This is a genomic window from Klebsiella sp. C349492 (assembly GCF_042055345.1).
In the GTDB taxonomy this organism is placed as follows: Bacteria; Pseudomonadota; Gammaproteobacteria; order Enterobacterales; family Enterobacteriaceae; genus Klebsiella; species Klebsiella scottii.
In genome coordinates this window covers 51786-72434 of sequence record NZ_JANQCE010000001.1, presented here as the reverse complement: position 1 = coordinate 72434, position 20649 = coordinate 51786, and the positions used below count along the sequence as shown (strand labels likewise).

7 protein-coding genes are annotated in these 20649 nt (G+C 61.4%); 1 reads left to right on the top strand and 6 read right to left on the bottom strand.

Going from position 1 to position 20649, the window contains the following annotated elements:
- Nucleotide 1: 1 nt before the first annotated feature.
- The 5 genes from NWP14_RS00290 to NWP14_RS00270 are packed head-to-tail and all read right to left on the bottom strand — an operon-like array spanning nt 2 to nt 17970.
- Complete coding sequence (locus NWP14_RS00290; protein WP_095101253.1) at nt 2–766, bottom strand: thioesterase II family protein; 765 nt, start codon at nt 764–766, stop codon at nt 2–4.
- Nucleotides 763–1854, bottom strand: a complete 1092-nt coding sequence (locus tag NWP14_RS00285) for a Gfo/Idh/MocA family oxidoreductase (protein ID WP_095101251.1) — start codon at nt 1852–1854, stop codon at nt 763–765. The genes NWP14_RS00290 and NWP14_RS00285 overlap by 4 nt, the downstream gene beginning before the upstream one ends.
- The gene (locus NWP14_RS00280; RefSeq protein WP_375214554.1) at nt 1851–2978 is read right to left on the bottom strand and encodes a saccharopine dehydrogenase NADP-binding domain-containing protein; all 1128 of its coding nucleotides are present in this window, start codon (nt 2976–2978) and stop codon (nt 1851–1853) included. Before NWP14_RS00280 ends, NWP14_RS00285 begins: the two co-directional genes overlap by 4 nt.
- Nucleotides 2978–8395, bottom strand: a complete 5418-nt coding sequence (locus NWP14_RS00275; RefSeq protein ID WP_375214553.1) for an amino acid adenylation domain-containing protein — start codon at nt 8393–8395, stop codon at nt 2978–2980. Before NWP14_RS00275 ends, NWP14_RS00280 begins: the two co-directional genes overlap by 1 nt.
- Complete coding sequence (locus NWP14_RS00270; protein WP_375214552.1) at nt 8392–17970, bottom strand: amino acid adenylation domain-containing protein; 9579 nt, start codon at nt 17968–17970, stop codon at nt 8392–8394. The genes NWP14_RS00275 and NWP14_RS00270 overlap by 4 nt, the downstream gene beginning before the upstream one ends.
- A gap of 599 nt (nt 17971–18569) precedes the next feature.
- On the opposite strand from NWP14_RS00270, the gene NWP14_RS00265 reads away from it, so the two are divergent.
- Nucleotides 18570–19283, top strand: a complete 714-nt coding sequence (locus tag NWP14_RS00265; RefSeq protein ID WP_375214551.1) for a 4'-phosphopantetheinyl transferase — start codon at nt 18570–18572, stop codon at nt 19281–19283.
- A gap of 280 nt (nt 19284–19563) precedes the next feature.
- Here NWP14_RS00265 and NWP14_RS00260 read toward each other — a convergent pair whose 3' ends face one another.
- A complete protein-coding gene (locus NWP14_RS00260; RefSeq protein ID WP_375214550.1) occupies nt 19564–20523 on the bottom strand; it encodes a zinc-binding alcohol dehydrogenase family protein in 960 nt (319 codons plus the stop codon).
- Nucleotides 20524–20649 lie beyond the last annotated feature (126 nt).

Below are 20649 nucleotides of genomic sequence, written 5' to 3'. Positions count from 1 at the left end.
ATTATCCTTCACTGAACAAGGGTGAGAACTGCCGTAATGCCTGCCGCACGCAAGCCACCACGGCGGCACGCTGGCTGGCAATGAAAAAGTGATCGCCTGGAAAACGATGCACGATACTTTCAGCTGAGGTGTATGCCGCCCAGGCCTCGGCTTGCGACAGAGGCAGTTCACCGTCGCCTTCGCCGCTCAACACCACTATCGGGCAGGTGAGCAAACGCGCAGGCTGCGGGCGGTAATTCTCAATCAGTCGGTAATCATTGCGGATCGCCGGCAGCAGCAGCTCCGCCAGCTCTGGTTGTTCGCGCAGCGTCTGGTTATCGTCGCTGAGGCGCAGCAGTTCCTCGATAATTTGCCGATCGCTACCCAGATGAATGCCGCTATCCAGCGGATGAAAATCCGGCGGCTGGCGGCCTGAGACGATCAGCAGTTCTGGATGCCGGCCGTGGGCGGCCAGCGACTGCGCCAGCTCATGGGCGATGGCACCGCCCATACTGTGTCCGAGCAGGGCAAAACGGCGTCCCGCCAGATGCGGCAACAGCTCCTCCTGCAAGGCGGTCAGCAGCTCGGGCATATTGTCGATGAAGGGCTCAGCGAAGCGGTCCTCGCGTCCCGGATACTGCACCACTGCCAGCTCCGCCTCAGACGCATCGAACAAGTAAGGCCACGGGCGAAACGTACTGGCCGCCCCGCCGGCATGGGGTAAGCAAACCAGCAACAGCGGCGCAGCGGGTGCGGGCTGGTAAAAGCGTAAAAAATGCTGACTCATCGCGGGGTCTCCTCAGTTAACCGATCAATAAGCGGCAGGATGGCCGGCGTGTCGGGATAAATCAGTTCTGGCGGCCCCAGCACCGATGACACCCGATGCCAGAATCCGGTCACGCCCAGCGCCCATTGCACCTGCTGCTGCGCCAGCGCAGGGGCGTCGATGGAACGCTGAAAATCCGCCACCGCGCCATTAATGGCCTGCGGCCACAGCTGTTCGAAAATCTCGCTGAAGCTGACGGCTTCGCTGCCAGGCAAAAGGGTGCTGCTGGCTGCCGATAAACGTTCTGTCCCCTCGCCCTCCAGCACCAGGCGATGGGTTTCATCACGGTGGGTATGTAATCTGGGGCTCCAGATCGCCGGGCCGTGGGTGTCCGCAAGTGCCAGTACGCCGCTTTCGGCGGTGATGGTCAGGCGGTGCAGCAACAGCGCGTGGTTGTCGGCGTCTGCCGGATGGATTTGGTTCTGAACACGCAGCGTCAGCGGTACGCCGCCGATACTGCCGTGCAGGCAGGTATAAGGTCCCACCTGGCGGGGCTGCATCAGCTCCAGCTGCGCCGGGCGCAGTTTTCCCAGCGCGCGCGCAATCACATCCAGCAGCGGGTAGAGAACCTGCGCGCCGCACACGCCTTCAATGTATTGCACCGGCTGGCGCTGACGCAGAATCTCGGCCGCCTCAAGAAAGCGACGGATGGGGGCAACAAAGGGGTAGAAGGCATTGATGCCAAAACGGACGCGATGCTGGTGCGCCGTGCGCAGGCAATCGGCCAGCTCGTCAGGATGAAGCGGATGCTCCTGCAATACATGAATGCCCCGCGTTAACAGCTGGCCGGCGATTTCCGCGCCCTTGCCGCCGGAGACGGCCGCCCTCACCACCACGCAGGCAAGGTCTATATCGGCCGGCAGACTTGCCGCCGAGGTGTAGTGAGCGATATTCAGCTCACGCGCGTAGCCCGCGGACGCGGCAGAGCCGCTGGAAAGAATCCCGACCAGTTCAATCGTCGGATTGTTGGCCAGCGCGCGCAGATAAAAGCGGCCAAAGCTGGTACCACAGACAATCGCGCGGCGGCGGGGTGTCGAAGCTGGAGTCATATCACCCCCTGCTCTGGCTGCATATCCGGCAGATACTGGCTGATGTGGGTGCCCGCATGCAGCCGCGTGATATCAGCCAGCACGGTCGCCGGGTGCAGTACACCATCGGCAAAATGCACGCCCGGCGCAATCTCGCCGCGCATCAGGCTCAGAACGGTACTGACGGCGGTGGCGGCGGTGAGCGCCAGGCTGCTGTCCGTGCGCACCACGACGCGCCGACGCCGCTCCCCCTCCTGCTGCCAGTCAAACACCATCTGGTAATAAGGGGCGTAGCCCGCCAGATCAATTTCACTGGCCTTCTCCACCGCTGCACGGGCAAGCGCGAGACTCTGCGATGAGCCATCCACCTTGCCGCGCAGCCCGGTCAGGGTTTCCCGCAGGCATTGACCGCTGAAAACGTTGTACCAGCTCAGAGCGGAGAGATGATGGCGCAGCGCCAGCCGCTCGGCGTCGGCGCTCAGCCAGGGCAGTAACGTAACGTGGCCGGTGAAATGCGCCAGCGTATCCGTCTGCTGCGTTGACAGAACGTGGCGTGCGCGACGGCCGAGCCGCCAGCCGGCACCGGCCTCTCCGTACCAGTAATCGCTGCCCTGCAACGCATTGCATTGTTCATTTAACGACAGCACCAGATCGGCGGCAGCCGCGCCGCTCACCCGCTCAATACCGCCGCTGTAGACCGTCAGATCGCCGCCAGCACGCTGGCTCATCCAGCCCGGGACCAGATTCGCCAGCCCGGGCAACATCCCGGCGGAGAGCACCGCAGTCCAGCGCTTATCGCCGGCAGGTTGCCGCTGTAACAGATGCCACGCCGGGCCATCGCCTGAGACATCCACATAATGCGCATGCGCCGAGGCGGCAGCACGCGCCACCCGATCGAGCACCTGATAGGAGGGACCGGCGCAGTTCACCACCGCGACGCAACCCCGGCAAAACTCGCGAAGCGCCGCCTCCTGCCATAGATCCACCGGCTGAGCTTCCGCATCCAGCCGTGTCGCCAGCTGCCGTAAGGGATCGCGACGGCGACCGCCGAGCCGCAATGCAAATCCTGCCTGAGCCAGCCAGCGGCTGACATAGCACCCTGCGCCGCCGGTGGCGCCGAGTACCGCGATGATGTTGTCGTTCATCAGGCTTCTCCCGGCGCGGTGTGGCGCGCGATTAGCGCAGCCAGGGCGGGCGCATGCTGACGAGCCAGGCAGCTAAAATGGTCGCCGGGCGTATCTTCAACAATGAGTTCACCCAGGCACAGCCGGCGCCAGTAGTCGTGGACGTCGCCGGGCGTACCGGGCAAGAGAGGATCGCTTTCGCTGTTACGCACCAGGATGGTTTTACCAAACCAGGGATCGGGGCGATATTGCCCCACTGACGCCATGCTGTGTCCGAACAGGGCGTAACGACTCGCAAACAACGCGCTGGCTTCATCCTCCTGATGGTAGGCTCCCTGGGCCATGCCGGCCGTCTGCAATGCTTGCAGGCGAACGGACTGCGGCTGCTGGAACCAGCGCGTCAGCGCCTGCGCGACCTGCGAATGGTCGTCGAGGCAATCAAATGCGTCTTCGGCGATACGCTGCGGGGTCCGTTGCAGGATAGCGCTCACGGCGGCGGCCAGCGCCGGCTCCTGCGGCAGCCCCAGTTTCTCCAGGTCGGCCCCGATCGCGCGGGCAAACACGTAATCCACCAGCCGCGCGTCATCCACCTGCGGCGGCTGATACGCGCTGATGACCACCAGCTCGCGCACGTTTTTGCCGCGCTCGCTGAGCTGACGGGCGATTTCCGCGGCCAGCAAGCCACCGAGGCAATATCCCAGCAAAGTGAAGCTTTCCCCCTGCGCTGACAACGCATCGGCATAGTGGCCGGCCAGCGTAACCAACGCCTCATGCGGCGCCAGCGCCATAAACGCCTGCTGGCTGGGCAGTTCGAGACCTACGCCGCGGGCAAATAGCGACTTGTCCAGGCTCGCCAGCAGATGCTGATACGGCTGGAGATTGCCCGTACCGGCGTGAAGCAGCACGCAGCAGTGGCGGTGATAATCCTGCGGGCCCCACAGTGGAACCAGCACGGCGCGAGCCTGCTGTTGCTGCTCACTCTGCGTCGCGCTGCTGCGTAGCAAATCCGCCAGCGCCATCACCGTGGATTCCCGCAGCAGATGGCGCAGCAGGGTTTCCCATTCGAAATGAGCCGCCGCCGCGACCCGGGCGCGCAGACGTCCGATCATGCGTGATAACAGCAGGGAATCGCCGCCCAGCGCATAGAAGTCAGCATCGCGCTGCACGTCCGCCACTCCCAATACTTCCGCCCAGACGGCGGCAATCTGCTGTTCCAGCGCATCGCGCGGGGCGTTACCGCTGCCTGCCTGCTCCGCCCTGGTCAGCTGCTGCGGCGCGGCGCTCAGCAGCCGCTGACGATCGGTTTTACCGTTAGCCGTACGCGGCAGACGATCCAGCAGATGTAGATGCGCAGGCACCATATAGCCCGGCAGCCGATCGCGCAGAAAATCCCGCAGCTCATCGCGGCGGAGGCTGGCGCGGTCCGTTTTGAACCGGGCGATAAATACCCCCTGCCCAGAGCTGGACAGCGCGCTTTCCGCCGGCGGGGCGCAATCGGATATCGTCGCCCCCGCCTGCGCCAGCAGGTCAAGCCACTGCTCGCGGGTGAAGAACGTTTGATCGGTGTTGGCGCGCAGGTCCGTAAAGCCCGTCAGCTCCGGGAAGAACTCCATCGAAACCAGCAGCGGGTAGTTATGACGACGGAAAGGTTCGATAAACACCAGCGTACCGCCGGGCGCCAGCAATGAGGAGAATTGCGCCAGCACGTCACCGGCGTTACGGGCGTTATGCAGCACGTTGGCGCACAGGATCACATCAAAGCTATTCGCCGCCATCCCCTGCCGCCCGGCATCTTCGTTCATGTCAAAAATGCCGTAGTGCATCCACGGATAAGGGGCGAAAAGCTTACGCGCTTCAACGAGGAAGAACTCTGACAGATCGGTAAACCAGTATTCAGGCTGCCAGGGCGCCAGAGCAGGCACCAAATCGCTGGCGGTCCCCGCCACGCCGGCCCCCACTTCCAGCACCCGTAACGGGCGGGCGCTGGAAGCCGCCAGCGCCGAGATCGCCGCAATCACGATCGCGTTCATGCTCTGACTGACCAGGTTATCCCGGTAGGCCGCGTGGGCGGTCGACAGCTCGCCTTCCGGGAACAGAATACCGCGGACATCGGTTTCGCCACGCAGCAGCCCGCTCAGGCAATCGCTGCAAACGCGGATATAGTGCAACGTCTGGCTGCCATAACCGGCACGCTGCTCAAGCTGTTCCACCTCGTGCCAGCACTGCTGCAACGTGGCCGCATCGCAGGGGATCAGGTCTGCGTAGCGTCCCTGCGCGTCCTGGCTGAGCGCACCGGCGCTGACCAATCCGGCCAGCCAGCGGCGCAGCAGTCGCTGATGAACCTCCGCCACCCCGGTCGCATGATAGATCTCCTCCAGCGAGTGACGGGAAGCGGTCGTGGCGAACAGGCCATCCTGACGCAGGCGATCGGACATCGCGAGAATCGCCACGCGATCCGCTCCCGCCATTAACGCCTCGAAAGCTTCACCATCAATCTGCTGTTCAATATGTCGCGCACGCTGCCGGGCGTTTTCCATCGCCGGCCGACTGCCGGGCTGCTCGCCCGCCGCCAGTTCCGCGAATCCCAGCAGATTACTGGCGGTGCCATGACCTTCCGTCAGGCATACGGCAGCATCGGCGACAGCCGGGTGTTGGCGCATCGCCGCGGCGATTTCACCCAGCTCAACGCGGTGTCCGCGGATTTTGACCTGATTATCGACCCGCCCCAGAAACTCGATGTTGCCATCCGGCCAGTACCGCCCCCGATCTCCGGTCAGGTACAGGCGCCGTCCGTCATCGCGGGTCACAAAACGCGCGGCGGTCTTCTCTCTGTCCATCCAGTAACAATCCGCCAGCCCGTCACCGCTGATGGCGATCTCGCCGCTGACCCAGTCAGGGCGATCGTGCAGGCTCTCATCAACAATATGCAGTTGCTGATTGGCCAACGGCTTACCATACGGAATGCTCTGCCAGGACGGCGCGACGTGCGTGACCGGATGGAATACCGACCAGATTGCCGCTTCAGTCGCGCCTCCCAGCGCTATCAGTTGACCATCGGCTGAGATGGCCTGCAGTTGTTCCAGCAGATTGAGTGGAACCCAGTCTCCCGATACCAGCGCCAGGCGTAGCGTCGGCAGGGGCTGTTGCGTATCGGCCAGCATCTGCAGCTGGGCCGGCACGCTGTTCCATAGCGTGACGCCATATTGAGTGATGCATTCAGCCCAGTGTGAAGGATCCGCTTTTCTCGCTTCCTGCGGATAGACCAGAGCGCCTCCCGCCGCCAGCACGCCAAACAGATCGTACACTGACAGATCGAAACTCAGGTTAGCGACCGCCAGGACCCGATCCCGGGCGCTCACCGCAAAGCGACGGTTGATATCGGCAATCGTATTCCAGGCGGCATGATGGTTGATGACCACGCCTTTCGGTTCACCGGTCGACCCGGAGGTATAGATAATATAGGCAGGCTGATGGAGACCGATTCTGAGCGGCTGGAAATCACCAGCGGACCTCTCCGTACGCCAGGCGATCGGATCTACGTCCTCAGGTAATTGTTCCGGATCGTCACAGATTGCCCGGCGCACCCCGGCGTTACGCAAAATCGCCTCCCGGCGGCGGGCAGGCTGTTGCGCATCAACCGGTACATAGCACCCGCCATTCAGCAGGATGGCAAGAGGGGCGAGCGCATGGGCGCGCCCTTTCCCGCACATCACCGCGACGGCTTCGCCTGGACAGTGCCCCGCCCGCTGCAAATCCGCCGCCAGTCCGTAAGCCCGGGCGGCCAGTTCGCCGTAAGTCAGGCTCCCTTCATCGTCCCACAGCGCAATGGCATCCGGCTGCCGTTCCGCCTTATCCAGGAACCCCTGCTGTAGCAGCCGGGCGAAATCTGGCTGGCTATCCGCGTTAGTCCGTTGGCGAACGGCGGCTTGTGCCGCAGGCAGCGTCAGCAGCTGACGCTGGTTAAGGCAAGACTCGCCGTCCTCCAGCAGCCGCTGGATTAAACCGCTGAAGGCATTAAACGCGTGTTCAATAAACTGCTCGGGGAATAGCCCCTCGCGCGAGTCCCACGCCAGCATCATGCCATCGGGCTGGGCGGTGACCTGGCAGTCAATCAACACCTGCGGGGTTTGGGTTAAACCCTGCTCGATACGATAGCGCGCCGGGGCCTCCTGCCGTTCCCCCTGCCCGAGTGTGCTGGTAAACACCACGGGCATCAGCACCGCCTCACCATGATGGCGTGACAGTTCACTCAACGCTTCAAGGCCTGAGAACGCGCTATGGTCGAGATCGGCAAACAGGCGCTGATTGAGGGTCAGCAGCTGCCTGGCAAACACCTCATCTCCACGCAGATCGACCTCCAGCAGCGTGACAGAGGTGAAATCCCCGACCACCCGTTCAAGGTCACGATGCTGCCCCTCACGGCGGAAAATGGGCAGGTTAAGCGTGAAGTGGCGACTGTCGCTGTAGAACCCCATCACCTGTGAGAACGCCCCCAGCAGCAGCGCGTTCAGCGTTACCTGCGCCTTCGCGGCCAGCTGGTTCAGCCGCTGACGCTGTTGATGGGACAAGCGCAGATGGCGACGGACAAATGTGGCTTTCTCAGCGGCGGCGCTAGCTGGCAAGGCCGGAGCATTGGGGAGCTCAGGGATGCGCTCCCGCCAGTATTGCTGCGCCTTACGGTAGCGCGCGCCCTGGCGCGCTGCGCGCCGGGCAATCACGTAGTCACGGAAACCCAACGAGGGCGCGGGCAGCAGCGTCCCTGGCGCAAACAGCAGTTGATCCAGTTCATCCACCAGCAGATAAAGGCTGGCGGAATCCACCAGGATCAGCTCAATCGACAACAGCAGGCGGGTTTGTCCTGCCGCGAAGATAGTGGTCGCGGCAAAAAGCGGCCAGCGCTGGTAATCCGCCGGGGCAGCCAGCATCGCTTCGCGCAACTCAGCGATACGCGCCCCGATTTCTGTGGTTGGCAGGTCTGGCCATTCGTGTTGTTGCGGCTGGAATAGCGGCACCTGCGGCAGAACGCGCTGGAATCCCTCTTCCTCAATCACCACCCGCAACATGTCGTGGCGAGCAATCAGCTGATTAAGCGCCCGGCTGAGCTGCGCAGGCGTGACGGGCCGATCAAAACAAATCTCCAGATATCCCCGACAGGCGACGCCGCCGAACGCGAACGCGCTATGGCGCCCGACAAAATAGGCCTGCTGCGCCTCCGTTAAGGGGAAAGGCGTAAAACGCGCATCGGGATCGGCTTGCAGCACTGCCCCGCTCTCCTGCTGCCTGAGCCAGTCGAGGATGGCCGGTTTATGGTCGCGCAATTCCTGCATAATGGCTTCGGTCATCACTCCCGCAGGCGCGCGAAAGCGCAGATTGTTCTCCTCCTGCCACAGTTCAATGCCCTGAGTTTCCAGTCGTACGATAACGTCAGAAATTTTCACAATAAACCTTCTTCCATACTGTTTTTGTCAGCCAAATGCCTTTCGACGGATGCGCAAAGGCCCGAGAGGGTAGCGTCAGCAAAAAAGTCTCGTAGTGTCAGACGGATACCGAAGTGTTTGCAGATTTGCGCTACCAGGCGGGTGCCCAGTAGCGAATTACCGCCAGCGCTGAAGAAGCTTTCGCTGGCATGGCCCGGCTGCGCGCCCAGCACCTGCTGCCAGATGTCCGCCAGCGCCTGCTGGTGAGGGTCGTCCAGGGACAGCGCGGTTTCCGCAGCCTGAGCGGTGAGCTGCGCAAGCGCCTTGCGGTCGATTTTGCCGTTAGCGGTGAGCGGCCAGCTGCTGAGAGAAGTGATGGCCGCAGGGATCGCCCAGCCAGGCAACACGCTACGCAGCCCGCGCTGCACCTCGTCGATCGCTGTCCCGCCCTCATAGAAGGCGTGCAGGCTGGCGCTGACGCCGCTCCCCTTGAGTAACACCACCGCGCGGCGTACCCCCGGACAACGCTGCAGCTGCTGTTCAATTTCGCCTAGTTCAATACGGTGGCCGCGTAACTTCACCTGACCATCGCGTCGCCCGAGGAATTCGAGGACGCCGTCGGGGTGGTAACGTCCCATGTCGCCCGTGCGATACCAGCGCTGCGGGTAGTCGCCGCTAAAACTGGCCTGGGTCAGATTCCGATCGCCACAGTACCCGCGCGCCACCCCCATCCCGCCAATCCACAGCTCACCTGCCACCCAGTCCGGCAGATCGCAGCCCAGTTCATCCACCACCCTGAACTGCTGATTGCGCAGCGGTAAACCGTAAGGGACCGATGTCCAGTCGCGCGGCGGCCGGGCCGGAACCGCCCAGGCGTTGGACCAGATGGCGGCTTCCGTCGCCCCGCCCAGCGCAATGGTCCGGCACTGCGGCGCAACAGGTTCCAGCCGGGCGGCAATGTCCGGACTGACCCAATCGCCTGACAGCAATGCCAGACGCAGCGCCGGTAATTCACCGCCGCGCAGCTGCGCGATTTCGATCGTCATCTCCATCAGCGTGGGGACGCTGTTCCAGACGCTGACCCGGTGCTGCTGCATTAGCGCCAGCCACCCCTCGGCATCGCGATGCTCTTCTTCCGCGCTGAGCACCAGCTGCGCGCCCAGGCTCAATGCGCCGAAGATATCGAAAACCGACAGGTCAAAATCGAGCGCGGCCACTGCCAAAAACACATCCTGACTGCGGATGGCATAACGCTGGCAAATGTCGTCGACGGTGTTACTGGCGCTGCGGTGTTCAACTTCCACGCCTTTGGGTTCACCGGTCGATCCGGAGGTAAAGATGATGTAAGCCAGGCTGGCCGCATCGGGCAGCACCGGCTCAGGCAGCGGCGCGCAGTTGAGTAGCTGCTGCAGAGGAAGAGATATGGCGCCGTCCACGCAGCCAATCGCCCGCTTTGCCTGTGCTTTACGGCATAACAATGCCTGCCTGGCGGGCGGATGTTTGCCATTGACGGGCAGATATGCGGCGCCCGCCGCCAGTACGCCCAGCACCGCCGCTATCTGATCGACGCCGCGCGGCAGACCTATCGCCACGCAGTCGCCTTCGTTAACCCCCTGCTGCTGAAGACCCGCCGCCACCGCAAGCGCTCTTTCCCGCAGCTCGCCGTAGCTGATGCCGCCGCTCTGCCCGTCCCACAGCGCTATCCGCTGCGGGTGACGACGCGCCTGCTCAAAGAAGCCCTGATGCAGCAGCGCCGGGCCCTGCTGCGGTGCTTCGGTGGCATTGATCCGCTCGCGAACGCTCTGCTGAGCGAGCGGCAGCTGGCGCGGCGGCGGCAGCTGCCAGTCGTCGTCGGCCAGCCGCTGCAGGGCCGCGCAATAGCTGGCAAACATCTGCGCCACCATCTGCGGCGGGAACAGATCCTCCAGATAATCCCAGCTCAGCAGCAGGCCATCTTCGAGATCAATCACCTGATGATCCAGCCACACCTGCGGCGTCTGAGACAGCGTAAAATCGGGCCAGGGCGCGGCTTTCGCCAGCGCATCGGCCACGCCGAGCATGCTGGTGAACACCACCGGCACCCCTCGCGTTTCACCGCCATGATGCTGCGCCAGCTGCCGCATCACGCTGACAGCGGAGACCTCCTGATGATCCAAATCGCGCCAGATTTGCGCCTGCATCCGCTGGGCATGACTAAGCCAGCTCTCGTCCGCCCGGGCGTGGTATTCCGCCAGTATCAGCGAGGTAAAGTCGCCGATGACCCGGTTGATATCAGGATGGAGCGGCTTGCGGTCAAACAGCGTCATATTAACCACCAGCGAGCGCTGCCCGCTCCAGCGGCTCAACACCTCGGAGAAGCAGGTCAACAGCAGCACGGAGGGGGTAATTTGCGCCTGGCGCGCCCGTTGCAGGATCTTTTGCCACTGCGGCGTTGCCAGCCGGGCCTGCAGGCGGCGGAATACAGGCTGAGTCAGCGTCTCCGGTTCAACCTGCGTCGGTAATGCAGGCGCGGCAGGCAACGAAGCCAGCCGCTGCTGCCAGTACTGGAGGGATTCAGAGGACGTCCCCTGCCGCTGGCGCAGGCATTGGTAATCGCGGAACTCCACGCCGAGCGGCGGCAAAGGCTGCTCAGGATGCTGGTAGTAGTGGAACAGTTCGGTGAACAGCGTCAGCATGCTGAGGCCATCGACAATCAGGTTGTCGAGCAGCACGGCCAGCCGCAGCTGGCGATCGCCGTAATGGATGACCTGGACGTCGTAGAGACGCCCGCTGTCGGGGGCCAGTTTCTGTCGCGCCATCTGTTGACGCAGTTCATCCAAAGAAGCGGCGCCCAGGTGATGCTGGCGGAAGTGGTAGAAAGGCACCTCCTGCATAATCTGCTGCTGGCCGTCAGCGGTGATGCGACAACGTAGCATGTCATGACGCAGCACCAGCTGATGCCATGCCTGCTCCATGCGCGCGACGTCCATACCCGGCAGTTCATATTCGTTGTAGCACTGCGCCGCGATATCACCGAGCGTGAACGCCTCCTGGCGGCCCAGCCAGTACGCCTGCTGCACATCGGTCAGCGGGAAGGGTTGGTAGCGGCAGGTCGCGTCATGCGCTAGCACCGGCTGCTGCGCCGTTGCTTCACGTTTCAGGCTGGCAGCAAACGGGCGTAGCTCAGGGGTGCTAAACAGGGACGAGAGCGCCCCACGGAAACCCGCCTGTTGTAGTCGGCTCATCAGGCGGGTTGCCACCAGGCTGTCGCCGCCAAGGCTGAAGAAGTTATCGCTCGCGGCAACGTGCGGCACCGCCAGCAGCTCACGCCACAGCTGCGCCAGCAGGGTCTCCGCCTCGCCGCTGATGGGCTGTTGCTCACCGGCATGCGCTGCCTGTTCCAGCCGCTCCGCAATCTGTCGGGTGATAGCTTCACGATCGACTTTGCCATTGGCGGTGAGCGGGATCTGGCTGATTTGAATCAGGTGCTCAGGCACCTCATAATCCGGCAGGCTGGCCTGCGCGGCGTGTTTTACCGCGGCCAGGTCGATCGGCCGGGAGGCCACCAGCGCCGCCGCCAGCTGCCGCGTTGTGCCGGTTAACACCACCGCCACGGCGCTCTCCACCTGCGGCAGACGACTGAGCGCGCCTTCCACCTCGCCCAACTCAATGCGGTGGCCGCGGATCTTGACCTGATTATCGGCCCGGCCAAAGAACTCCAGCACGCCGTTGGGACGATAGCTGGCGACGTCGCCGGTGCGATACCAGCGACGTTGCTGCCACGCGACGAACTTCTCTGCGCTGCGCTTTTCATCACCGTGGTAGCCCGTCGCCACGCCGGCCCCGCTGACCCACAGCTCGCCCTTGACCCAGTCCGGGCAATCACCTCCCTGCTGGTCCACCACCCGGCACTGCATATTCGCCAGTGGGACGCCGTACGGCGCCGATGCCCACCAGGGATCGTCAGGCTGGATCTCATAACACGTCGAGTGAATCGCCGCCTCGGTCATCCCACCGAGGGAGACAAAACGCGCCTGCGGCGACAGTTGCCATAAATCCTGCGGCAGCTGGCGCACCACGCGATCGCCCCCGACCATCACCAGACGCAGCGCCTGAGTGAGTCCATGCGCTTGAGCAGCAACGGTAATCATCTCGATCAATGCGGGTACGGCGCTGATGACGCTGACCTGCCAGTGGTTAATTAACCCCACCCAGGCGGCGGCATCACGGCGCTCCGCCTCATCCACCACCGCCAGCGAGGCGCCACGCCCGAGGAAGGTGAAAATGTCGTAGGCGGAGAGATCGAAATCGAGGGCCGACAGGGTGATGGAGCGATCCTTGTCGCTGATGCCGAACCGCGCCGCGACGGCGTCAACGGTGTTCGCCACCGCGCCATGACTCACCACCACCCCTTTGGGGGTGCCGGTTGAACCGGAGGTAAAGATAATGTACTTCGCGGCTTCTGCAGGCTGCACACGGGGCGCGGCCAGGGGGGTCGCCTGTAATGCCTCACTAAGGCTGGTTACCGCTACGCCCTGCGGCCAGCTGAGCTGATGCAAACTGTTTTCATCGCACAGCACCCGCTTTACCCCGGCATCACGATAGACCACCGCGCGGCGCGCTTCCGGTAAACCGATGCCGGAAGGGACATAGCAGCCCCCCGCAGCTAACACGCCCAGCACCGCGACAATTTGCCGGGGGCCTTTTGCATGGGTGATGGCGACTCTGTCGCCGGGTTGTATCCCTCGTTGCTGCAGATAGCCCGCAACCGCCAGCGCCTGTTGCGCCAGGGTGCCGTAATCCATCCGCCCTTCCCGGCCCCAAAGCAGCGCGGTGGCGTCCGGATGTTGGTGGGCCTCGGCAAAGAAGCGCAGGTACAGCGGCCGTGAATCCGGGAAGGAGAACGCGGTCTGATTGGTGAGCCGGCGTACCTGCTGCTGGCTCTCCGGTAATGGCAGCGTCACCGGCTGGCGCCAGTCGGATTGGGTTAGCTGCGCCACCAGCTGACAGTAGCTGCTGAACATCGCCTCGATCATGCCCGCCGGGAATAACGCCTCCAGCGCATCCCACTCCAGCAGCAGACGCCCGCGCGACTCGCTGATTTTTGCGTCCAGCCACACCTGCGGCGTTTGCGTGATGGCGTAGATTTGTTGGGGGAAGGCATCCGAAAGATCGAGCGACGCGTCTTTATCCAGCCCGATAACGCTGGTGAACACCACCGGCATTGAGGCCATAGTCTGACCTTTCTGGCGGGCCAGTTCGCGCAATACCCAGATCCCGGACACTCCGCGTTGCGCCAGGGCCGCCCCTTCCTGCTGCTGCAGGCGACGGGCCGCGGCAAGGAAATCGCCTCCGGCGCTGCTTTGATAACCCAGCAGCAGAATTGAGGCGAAATCACCGACCACATGGTTAATCTGCGGATGGCGCGGCTGACGATCAAACATCGTCAGGTTGATGGCCAGCGCGGTCTGGTTGCTCCAGCGAGCCAGCACTTCGCCATAGGCCGCAGCCAGCACCACGCTCGGCGTAATGCCGTAACTTTTCGCCTCCGTCTTTAACTGCTGCCAGCGGCCGGGAGATAACTCGTGACTCCAGCGACGAAAACGCGGCTGTTGCAGGGTTTCAGGCGCGACCGCCAGCGGCAGCGCGGGACGTTCCGGCAACGTTGAGAGATGCTGCTGCCACCACGCCTGCGCCTGCCGCTCGCGCTCCGCAGCGGGCCGATTTTGCAAGACATAGTCGCGGTAGCGGATGGACAGTTCCGGCAGGCTGGAGCGGGGATCGCGATACAGCCGATCCCATTCAGTAAACAGCACCATGATGCTGCGGCCATCCAGCATCATACTGTCCAGGCTGACGAATAAACGCTGGCGCTGCGCATAATGGGCGACATGGATGGCGAACAACGGCCACTGACACGGATCGTAAACCTGATGCGACAATGTTTCGCGCAGGGTTGCCAGTTCAGCCTGTGCATCTTCGTTCAACCAGTGCTGCTCAATTTCCCACGCGGGAAGCTGCTCCGCGACCTGCTGCTGCCCCTCCTCCGTTACGCGAACGCGCAACATGTCATGACGCAGCATCAGCTGACGCCAGGCCTGTTCCAGCCGCACGACATCCAGCCCCTGGCCGTCGAACTCAGTGTAGAAGTGCGACCCTACCGCCCCCAGCGTCATTTCCCCGGAGCGACCTATCCAGAAAGCACGCTGGATATCGCTGAGCGGGAACGGTTGATAACGATTGGCTTCATCGGCGCTAAGCGGCTGGTCAGGTACCTGATGCTGGCGTCGCACATGGGCGCAAAATGCCGCCAGCGTTAGCGTGGCGAAGAGTTCGGCCAGGGGGGCGGTAAGGCTCTGTTCATGCATCCTGGCGATTAGGCGCGTGGCGATCAGGCTGTCGCCCCCCAGCACGAAGAAATTGTCCTCGCGTCCCACCTGCGCGACCTGCAGCAGCTGCTGCCATAGGGCGGCGACCCGTTGCTCAATCTCCCCTTCGGGAGGCTGAAATTGTCGTTCAGCGCTCGCCAGCTGCCGCTCTGCCTGCTGCTGCAACGCGCGACGATCCAGTTTACCGTTCGCCGTCAGCGGCATTTCTGCGAGGAACTGATAGTGTTCCGGCACGGCATAGGCTGGCAGTTGGGCCTGTAGCCAGCTGCGCAGCGTTGCATGACTCAGGGGTTGCAACGTCACCAGGCTGGCGCACAGCTGTCTGGCAGCCGGCGATACGATGCCAACGCTTGCCTGAAGCACCTGGGGATGGCTGAGTAACGCGGTTTCAATCTCACCCAATTCAATACGGTGGCCGCGTATTTTAATCTGCTGGTCGGTACGCCCAATGTACTCAATGATGCCTTCAGGCCAGTAGCGTACCCGGTCACCGCTGCGATACCAGCGGCGGCCAGCATCCTCAACAAACTTTTCCGCGGTACGGACAGGATCTTTCAGATAACCCAGAGCCAGGCCGGGTCCGCTAACCCACAGCTCGCCGCCGACCCAGGCCGGGCAATCGCGACCGCGATCATCGACGATACGGCAATGCATATTTGCCAGCGGCTGCCCGAAAGGCACCGCTGACCATCGCGTATCATCCGGCTGCAGGACAAAAACCGTTGAGTGGATAGCCGCTTCCGTCATCCCGCCCAGCCCGACAAATGCAGCCTGCCCGGTCAGCGACCACCAGCGCGAGGCCATCTCCGCCGGGATGCGATCGCCCCCCATCATCACCAGACGCAGCGATGGCAGGGGTTTGTCGGCCGCGGCGGTGAGGATCATATCCAATAGCGCCGGAACGCAGCTGATGATCGTGACCTGCCAGCGCTGTAACAACGCCACCCACGCGTGGGCATCCCGGCGCTGGAATTCATCGACCACCACCAGACCCGCCCCACGGCTCAGGCTGGCGAAGATATCGTAAGCCGACAGGTCAAAATCCAGCTCAGAAAGCGAGATGGTGCGATCCGCCGGCGTGAACCGGAACAAGCCGTCGACGGCATCAATGGTGTTGGCTACCGCGCCATGTGAAACGGCCACGCCTTTTGGCGTCCCCGTCGATCCGGATGTGAAGATCGCGTACATGGCCTGCTGAGGCGAAACCGGCAGGCAAAATTGTAATGGCGGGCTGGCTAACGCCGCGCTGAGCGGCACCACGGCCACCCCTTCTGGCCATGACGGCTGGCAACCGGGCCGATCGTCGCTCAGGACCCACCGCACGTCAGCCGTCTGATACACCTGCTGGCGGCGTTGTAACGGCACATCTATCCCGCAGGGGACATAGGCTGCGCCGGCGGCCAAAATACCCAGCGCGGCGATGACCTGCCCGATGCCCTTCCCCATGCTGACAGCAACGTAGTCGCCTGCCTTCACGCCCTGCTGCTGCAGATATCCGGCAACGCATAACGCCTGATGCGCCAGCTCGCCATAGGTCAGTTGCTGCTTATCCCCCCACATCAGCGCAATCGCCTGGGGCCGTTGTTGAGCCTGGTGGAAAAAGCGCTGATGGAGCGGGATACCCGATGCTACAGGCGCTTCGGGCTGAGGGAATGACGCCAGCGGAACCGGCGTGGCAAGCGGTTTCCGCCAGCTGACGGGATCTTGCAGCAGCTGAAGCGTACGCTGACGGAACCAGTCAAACATCGCATCAATAACCTGGGGTAAGAACAGGTCGGCGCGGAAATCCCAGTTCAGCAGGATCCCCCCCTGATACTCTGTGGCCTGGGCATCCAGCCACACCTGCGGCCCCTGCGAGATTGACCAAACCGGGTCGCCCAGCGTCTGTTTGACCTCGGGTTCATACAATTCACCCAGCGCCAGCGCGCTGGTGAAAACCACCGGAGCCAGTACCTGTTCCCCACTTTGCTGCCGGGCCAGATCGCGCAGCACCTCAACACCGCCATAGGCCGAATGCGCCATTGCCTGATGCAGTTGCCCCTGGAATCCCCTCGCCTGGGCGATAAAGTCAGGCTGGCTGGCAGGTTCAATCGTCACCAGCACCGAGCTGGAGAAATCACCGACCAGGAGATCGACCTGAGGATGGTCGGAGTGGCGGGAAAATACGGGCAGGTTAAGCACGAAGGGAGCGGCCCCGCTCCACAAACCAATTGTCTCGGAAAACAACGTTGCCAACACGACCGGAACGGTCAGCCCGGCCTGTTGACTCAGCTGTGACAGCGTCTGACTTTGAGCTTCATTAAGACAGAAGTGTTTGCGTTCAGTACGGGGAACAGCGCTCGCCGTGCGCAGCGGTAAGGCAGGCGGACCGGCCAAATCGGCTAATTGCTGCTGCCACCAGCGGCGATCTTCCTGCCACTGCGATTGCTGATTTTCACGTTTTTGCCGGAGATAGCTCTGGTAGCTGAAATTTAGCTCGGGAAGGGACGCGTCGGGCCGGGCATAGAGTGAGGCCAGTTCGCGCAGCAGAATGCGCAGACTGGCGGCGTCACCCGCGATCATATCCAGATCCAGATGCAGCCGGCTGCGCTGTCCGGGCAGCCGCGTCAGTGCCAGCATCATCGTCTGGCCCTGTTCGATATCCAGCCGCTGGTGGGTGTAACGTTGACGATATTTTTCCAGCTGTAGCGTCACTTCCGTTGCGCAGAGATCGATTAAGTCATTCACCTGTAACTGACAATCTGAAACCGCGACGGTGTGCTGTAACCCTTCGCTATTGATGCGCATCCGTAGCATCGGATGGCGGGCGATAAGCTGCTTAAATGCCTGATTAAGACGCTCAGGTTCCAGCTCCGCCCCATCAAGCTCAGCATAAAAATGGGCAGAGACGCCGCCAAGTTGCTGCTGCTCCTGACGACCGATCCAGAAGGCATGTTGCATCGCCGCCAGTTCAAAAGGGGCCTCGCCTGCGTTGACGTGCATGGCTGGAGGCACGGTGATGCTACTGGCCGCCCGCACAATGGCAATCCATTCCGCCAGCGTTCTTTTTCCAATCAGCTCAGTAAACCTGACGGAGATACCTGCGCGGCGCAGTTCACTGGCCGCACGCATGGTGCGCATCGAATCCAGGCCGTGGCAGATCAAGTCACTTTCGTCATGCAACTGCTCTGAGGGCACATCTAACAGCCGGGTTAACAGACTTTTTAACAGCGCTTCTGGCGAACTCATGGTGGTGATATCTCCTGTCAATAGCCGAAAACAGGTTTTGGCTATTTCCTTGCCAATGAGGAGATATGTTGGTTTTAATCACTGTCCGCCGTCATGCGTTATAAGTTATGCCTTAAGACATTTGACTATGCGAAGGGCCAAATAACAGCATCGAATCTGTGCCCTTAACTCAGAAAGGCGGCAATTATTATAATAATGGAAGGCCGTTAGACGATAATGCAGTGGTCGGATTATCGGGATTCGTGCCGTGGACCCTGTGCCCCAGCCTATATTGTCGGCAGAGAGAAGCGCGCTCCTGCCTGCTCCATCAATTCCCGGTGCTGAAAATCAAAACCGCCCCGGTCAGGGCTGATACGATTTTTTATTTTATCCGCCAATGTGGCGGCGGCCGATCGCAGCGATGCAAGCGCCGGATATCCTGTTCAATGACATGGATAAGCGCTCACCCGTTCCCCGATAAATGCCCTGCTTTGCAAACAAGCTGATTTTCCGCGCCCGACGCCTGACATTTTAAGCCACAATAAAATTGCTAAAACAGACGGGGCCGTATAGCATCAATAGAATATATCTCCAGCTTCAATCATGGTGTCATTTTAATCATGTTTGTGTTTACAAAAAAGTTACCTGATGGCAAATTCATTCGTTCACATAAAACCGGCCATCTTATTCACGAACCCTCAATAGGTGTTTGTGAGATAGCGTTTCAAACAAACAACTATCGCGATGCACTATTCACAGAGCATTCAATTCAGTTTCCAGAAAAGCTCTTCGCCGCGGTAGCAAAGCGTCGTTCCGAATATCTGTGCGGGCGTCTTGCAGCTCAAACGCTATTACACGAAAAACAAATTTACGCACAGATAACCCAATCAACAGACGGGGCACCAATATGGCCTGGGGGATGGCTTGGTTCTATTTCTCATACAGATCACTGTGCGATAGCGGTTATAGCCCCGCAAAATAAACGATGCATTCTCGGTATTGATATTGAGAATTTTAACCCCGAAGCGCTGGACGAAATAGCCGGGACGATCGCTCAAGAAAGTGAGCGAAAACGCCTGGCGAAAAGTGAAATAGATTATAATATTGCATTACACATCGCGTTTTCGGCAAAAGAAAGTCTCTACAAGGCGCTATATCCCCAGGTGAGACAAATTTTCGGTTTTGAAAGCGCCATAATTACCGATATAAACACGCACAAGCAAACCTTCAGTATACAGCTGACACACGCCCTGACTCCCGCGCTTCCAGCTGGATTCCAGCGCACCGGTTATTATCAACTCGATAAAGACAAAGTCGTTACCGTTATTTACTAAGATATCATTATTATAGTCTTACCCGATTTAATACCGATGCCGGATGTTAATAATAAAATCCTTATGTCACCAATAAAACAGATGACTATGACAAAAGATCTCTAAAAGTGAATGGTTCGTTTTAGCGGGATGCTAACAGTCTCCCTGCCTGACGTCACGCAGCTGCGTGAAGGTATCCGCAAACCCGGACGACGTGACGGCAGCTCCAGCATGATCCGAATTTCAGGATCGGCCAGAACCACCTAATTCGCCCCGCGCACTCACGCAGCTCAAACGCGCCTCATGGCTTCATAACGATGCGGCCCAGCGGTTTTGCGGTCTCGGCGAATTCGTGAGCCTCGGCAGCGTTGGTCAGGGGGAATATGCGGTCGATGACAACCCTGATGCGCCCTGCAGCTACGGCCTGCAGCATGTCGTCCACACTTGAGCGAACTCCGGGCCTTTCAAAAAGAGGTCCCATGAATACCCCCATGAGCGTCTGGTTGGACTGCATTGGCGGCCACAGGTCGACAGTCAGGCTGCCACCCCCCGCATTACCGACGAAGACGAGACGTCCTTCCGGAGCGAGTGCAGAAAGTGAAGCAGGCAACGTCGTCCCCACAGGATCGATGACGAGGTCAACACCGGCGCCGTGGGTGAACTGTCGGACACTGTCCACCACGTTATTCGCGGCGCGATCCACGACGTGGTCGGCGCCAAGTTCAAGCAGCCGGCTCCTGCGCTGCGTTCCGCTTGCCACGGCGATGACCGTCGCGCCTGCCTGTGAGGCAAGCTGAACGGCCGCGAGACCCACGCCGCCGGCTGCCGCCTGAATAAGGACGGTTTCTCCGTGCCGGAGCATGCCCCGCGTGAAAAGGCAGTGATGCGCGGTGCCGAAAGAGATCGGGAGCACCGCCGCTTCTGCCGCCTCCACCCCATCGGGTATCAGCCACGTTCGTTCCGCGGGCACGGCCCAAAGCTCCGCATGCGACCCCTGCATGTTAAAAGCGGCGACCCGGTCCCCAACCGTACGGCTGCGGACGTTCGCTCCGACAGCAACAACCATGCCCGCGGCCGCGTAGCCGACGATCCATGAAGGATGAGGCGGCGGCGTTGAACGGCGGTTGATCAGATCCCCCCCTTCAATCGAGATAGCCTCGACAGAAATCAGGACGTCGTCAGGTCCCGCGACCGGATCGGGGATATCGACATATTTCAGGACGCCGGGCGCGCCTTGCACGTCATAAACCGCTGCTTTCATAAATTTTCCTCTGTCTCATCAGTCAATCCAGACCGGTCCGGCTCCTGGCACATCAGAAATCTCTCCGTTACCTCGACCTCTGACCGGTAGGCAGCCACAACCGCTATTCGGCGGCATTGCATTAAC

Coding starts and splice junctions, on each gene's coding strand:
- NWP14_RS00290 (WP_095101253.1), bottom strand. CDS start 766: ATGAGTCAGCATTTTTTACGCTTTTACCAGCCCGCACCCGCTGCGCCG.
- NWP14_RS00285 (WP_095101251.1), bottom strand. CDS start 1,854: ATGACTCCAGCTTCGACACCCCGCCGCCGCGCGATTGTCTGTGGTACC.
- NWP14_RS00280 (WP_375214554.1), bottom strand. CDS start 2,978: ATGAACGACAACATCATCGCGGTACTCGGCGCCACCGGCGGCGCAGGG.
- NWP14_RS00270 (WP_375214552.1), bottom strand. CDS start 17,970: ATGAGTTCGCCAGAAGCGCTGTTAAAAAGTCTGTTAACCCGGCTGTTA.
- NWP14_RS00265 (WP_375214551.1), top strand. CDS start 18,570: ATGTTTGTGTTTACAAAAAAGTTACCTGATGGCAAATTCATTCGTTCA.
- NWP14_RS00260 (WP_375214550.1), bottom strand. CDS start 20,523: ATGAAAGCAGCGGTTTATGACGTGCAAGGCGCGCCCGGCGTCCTGAAA.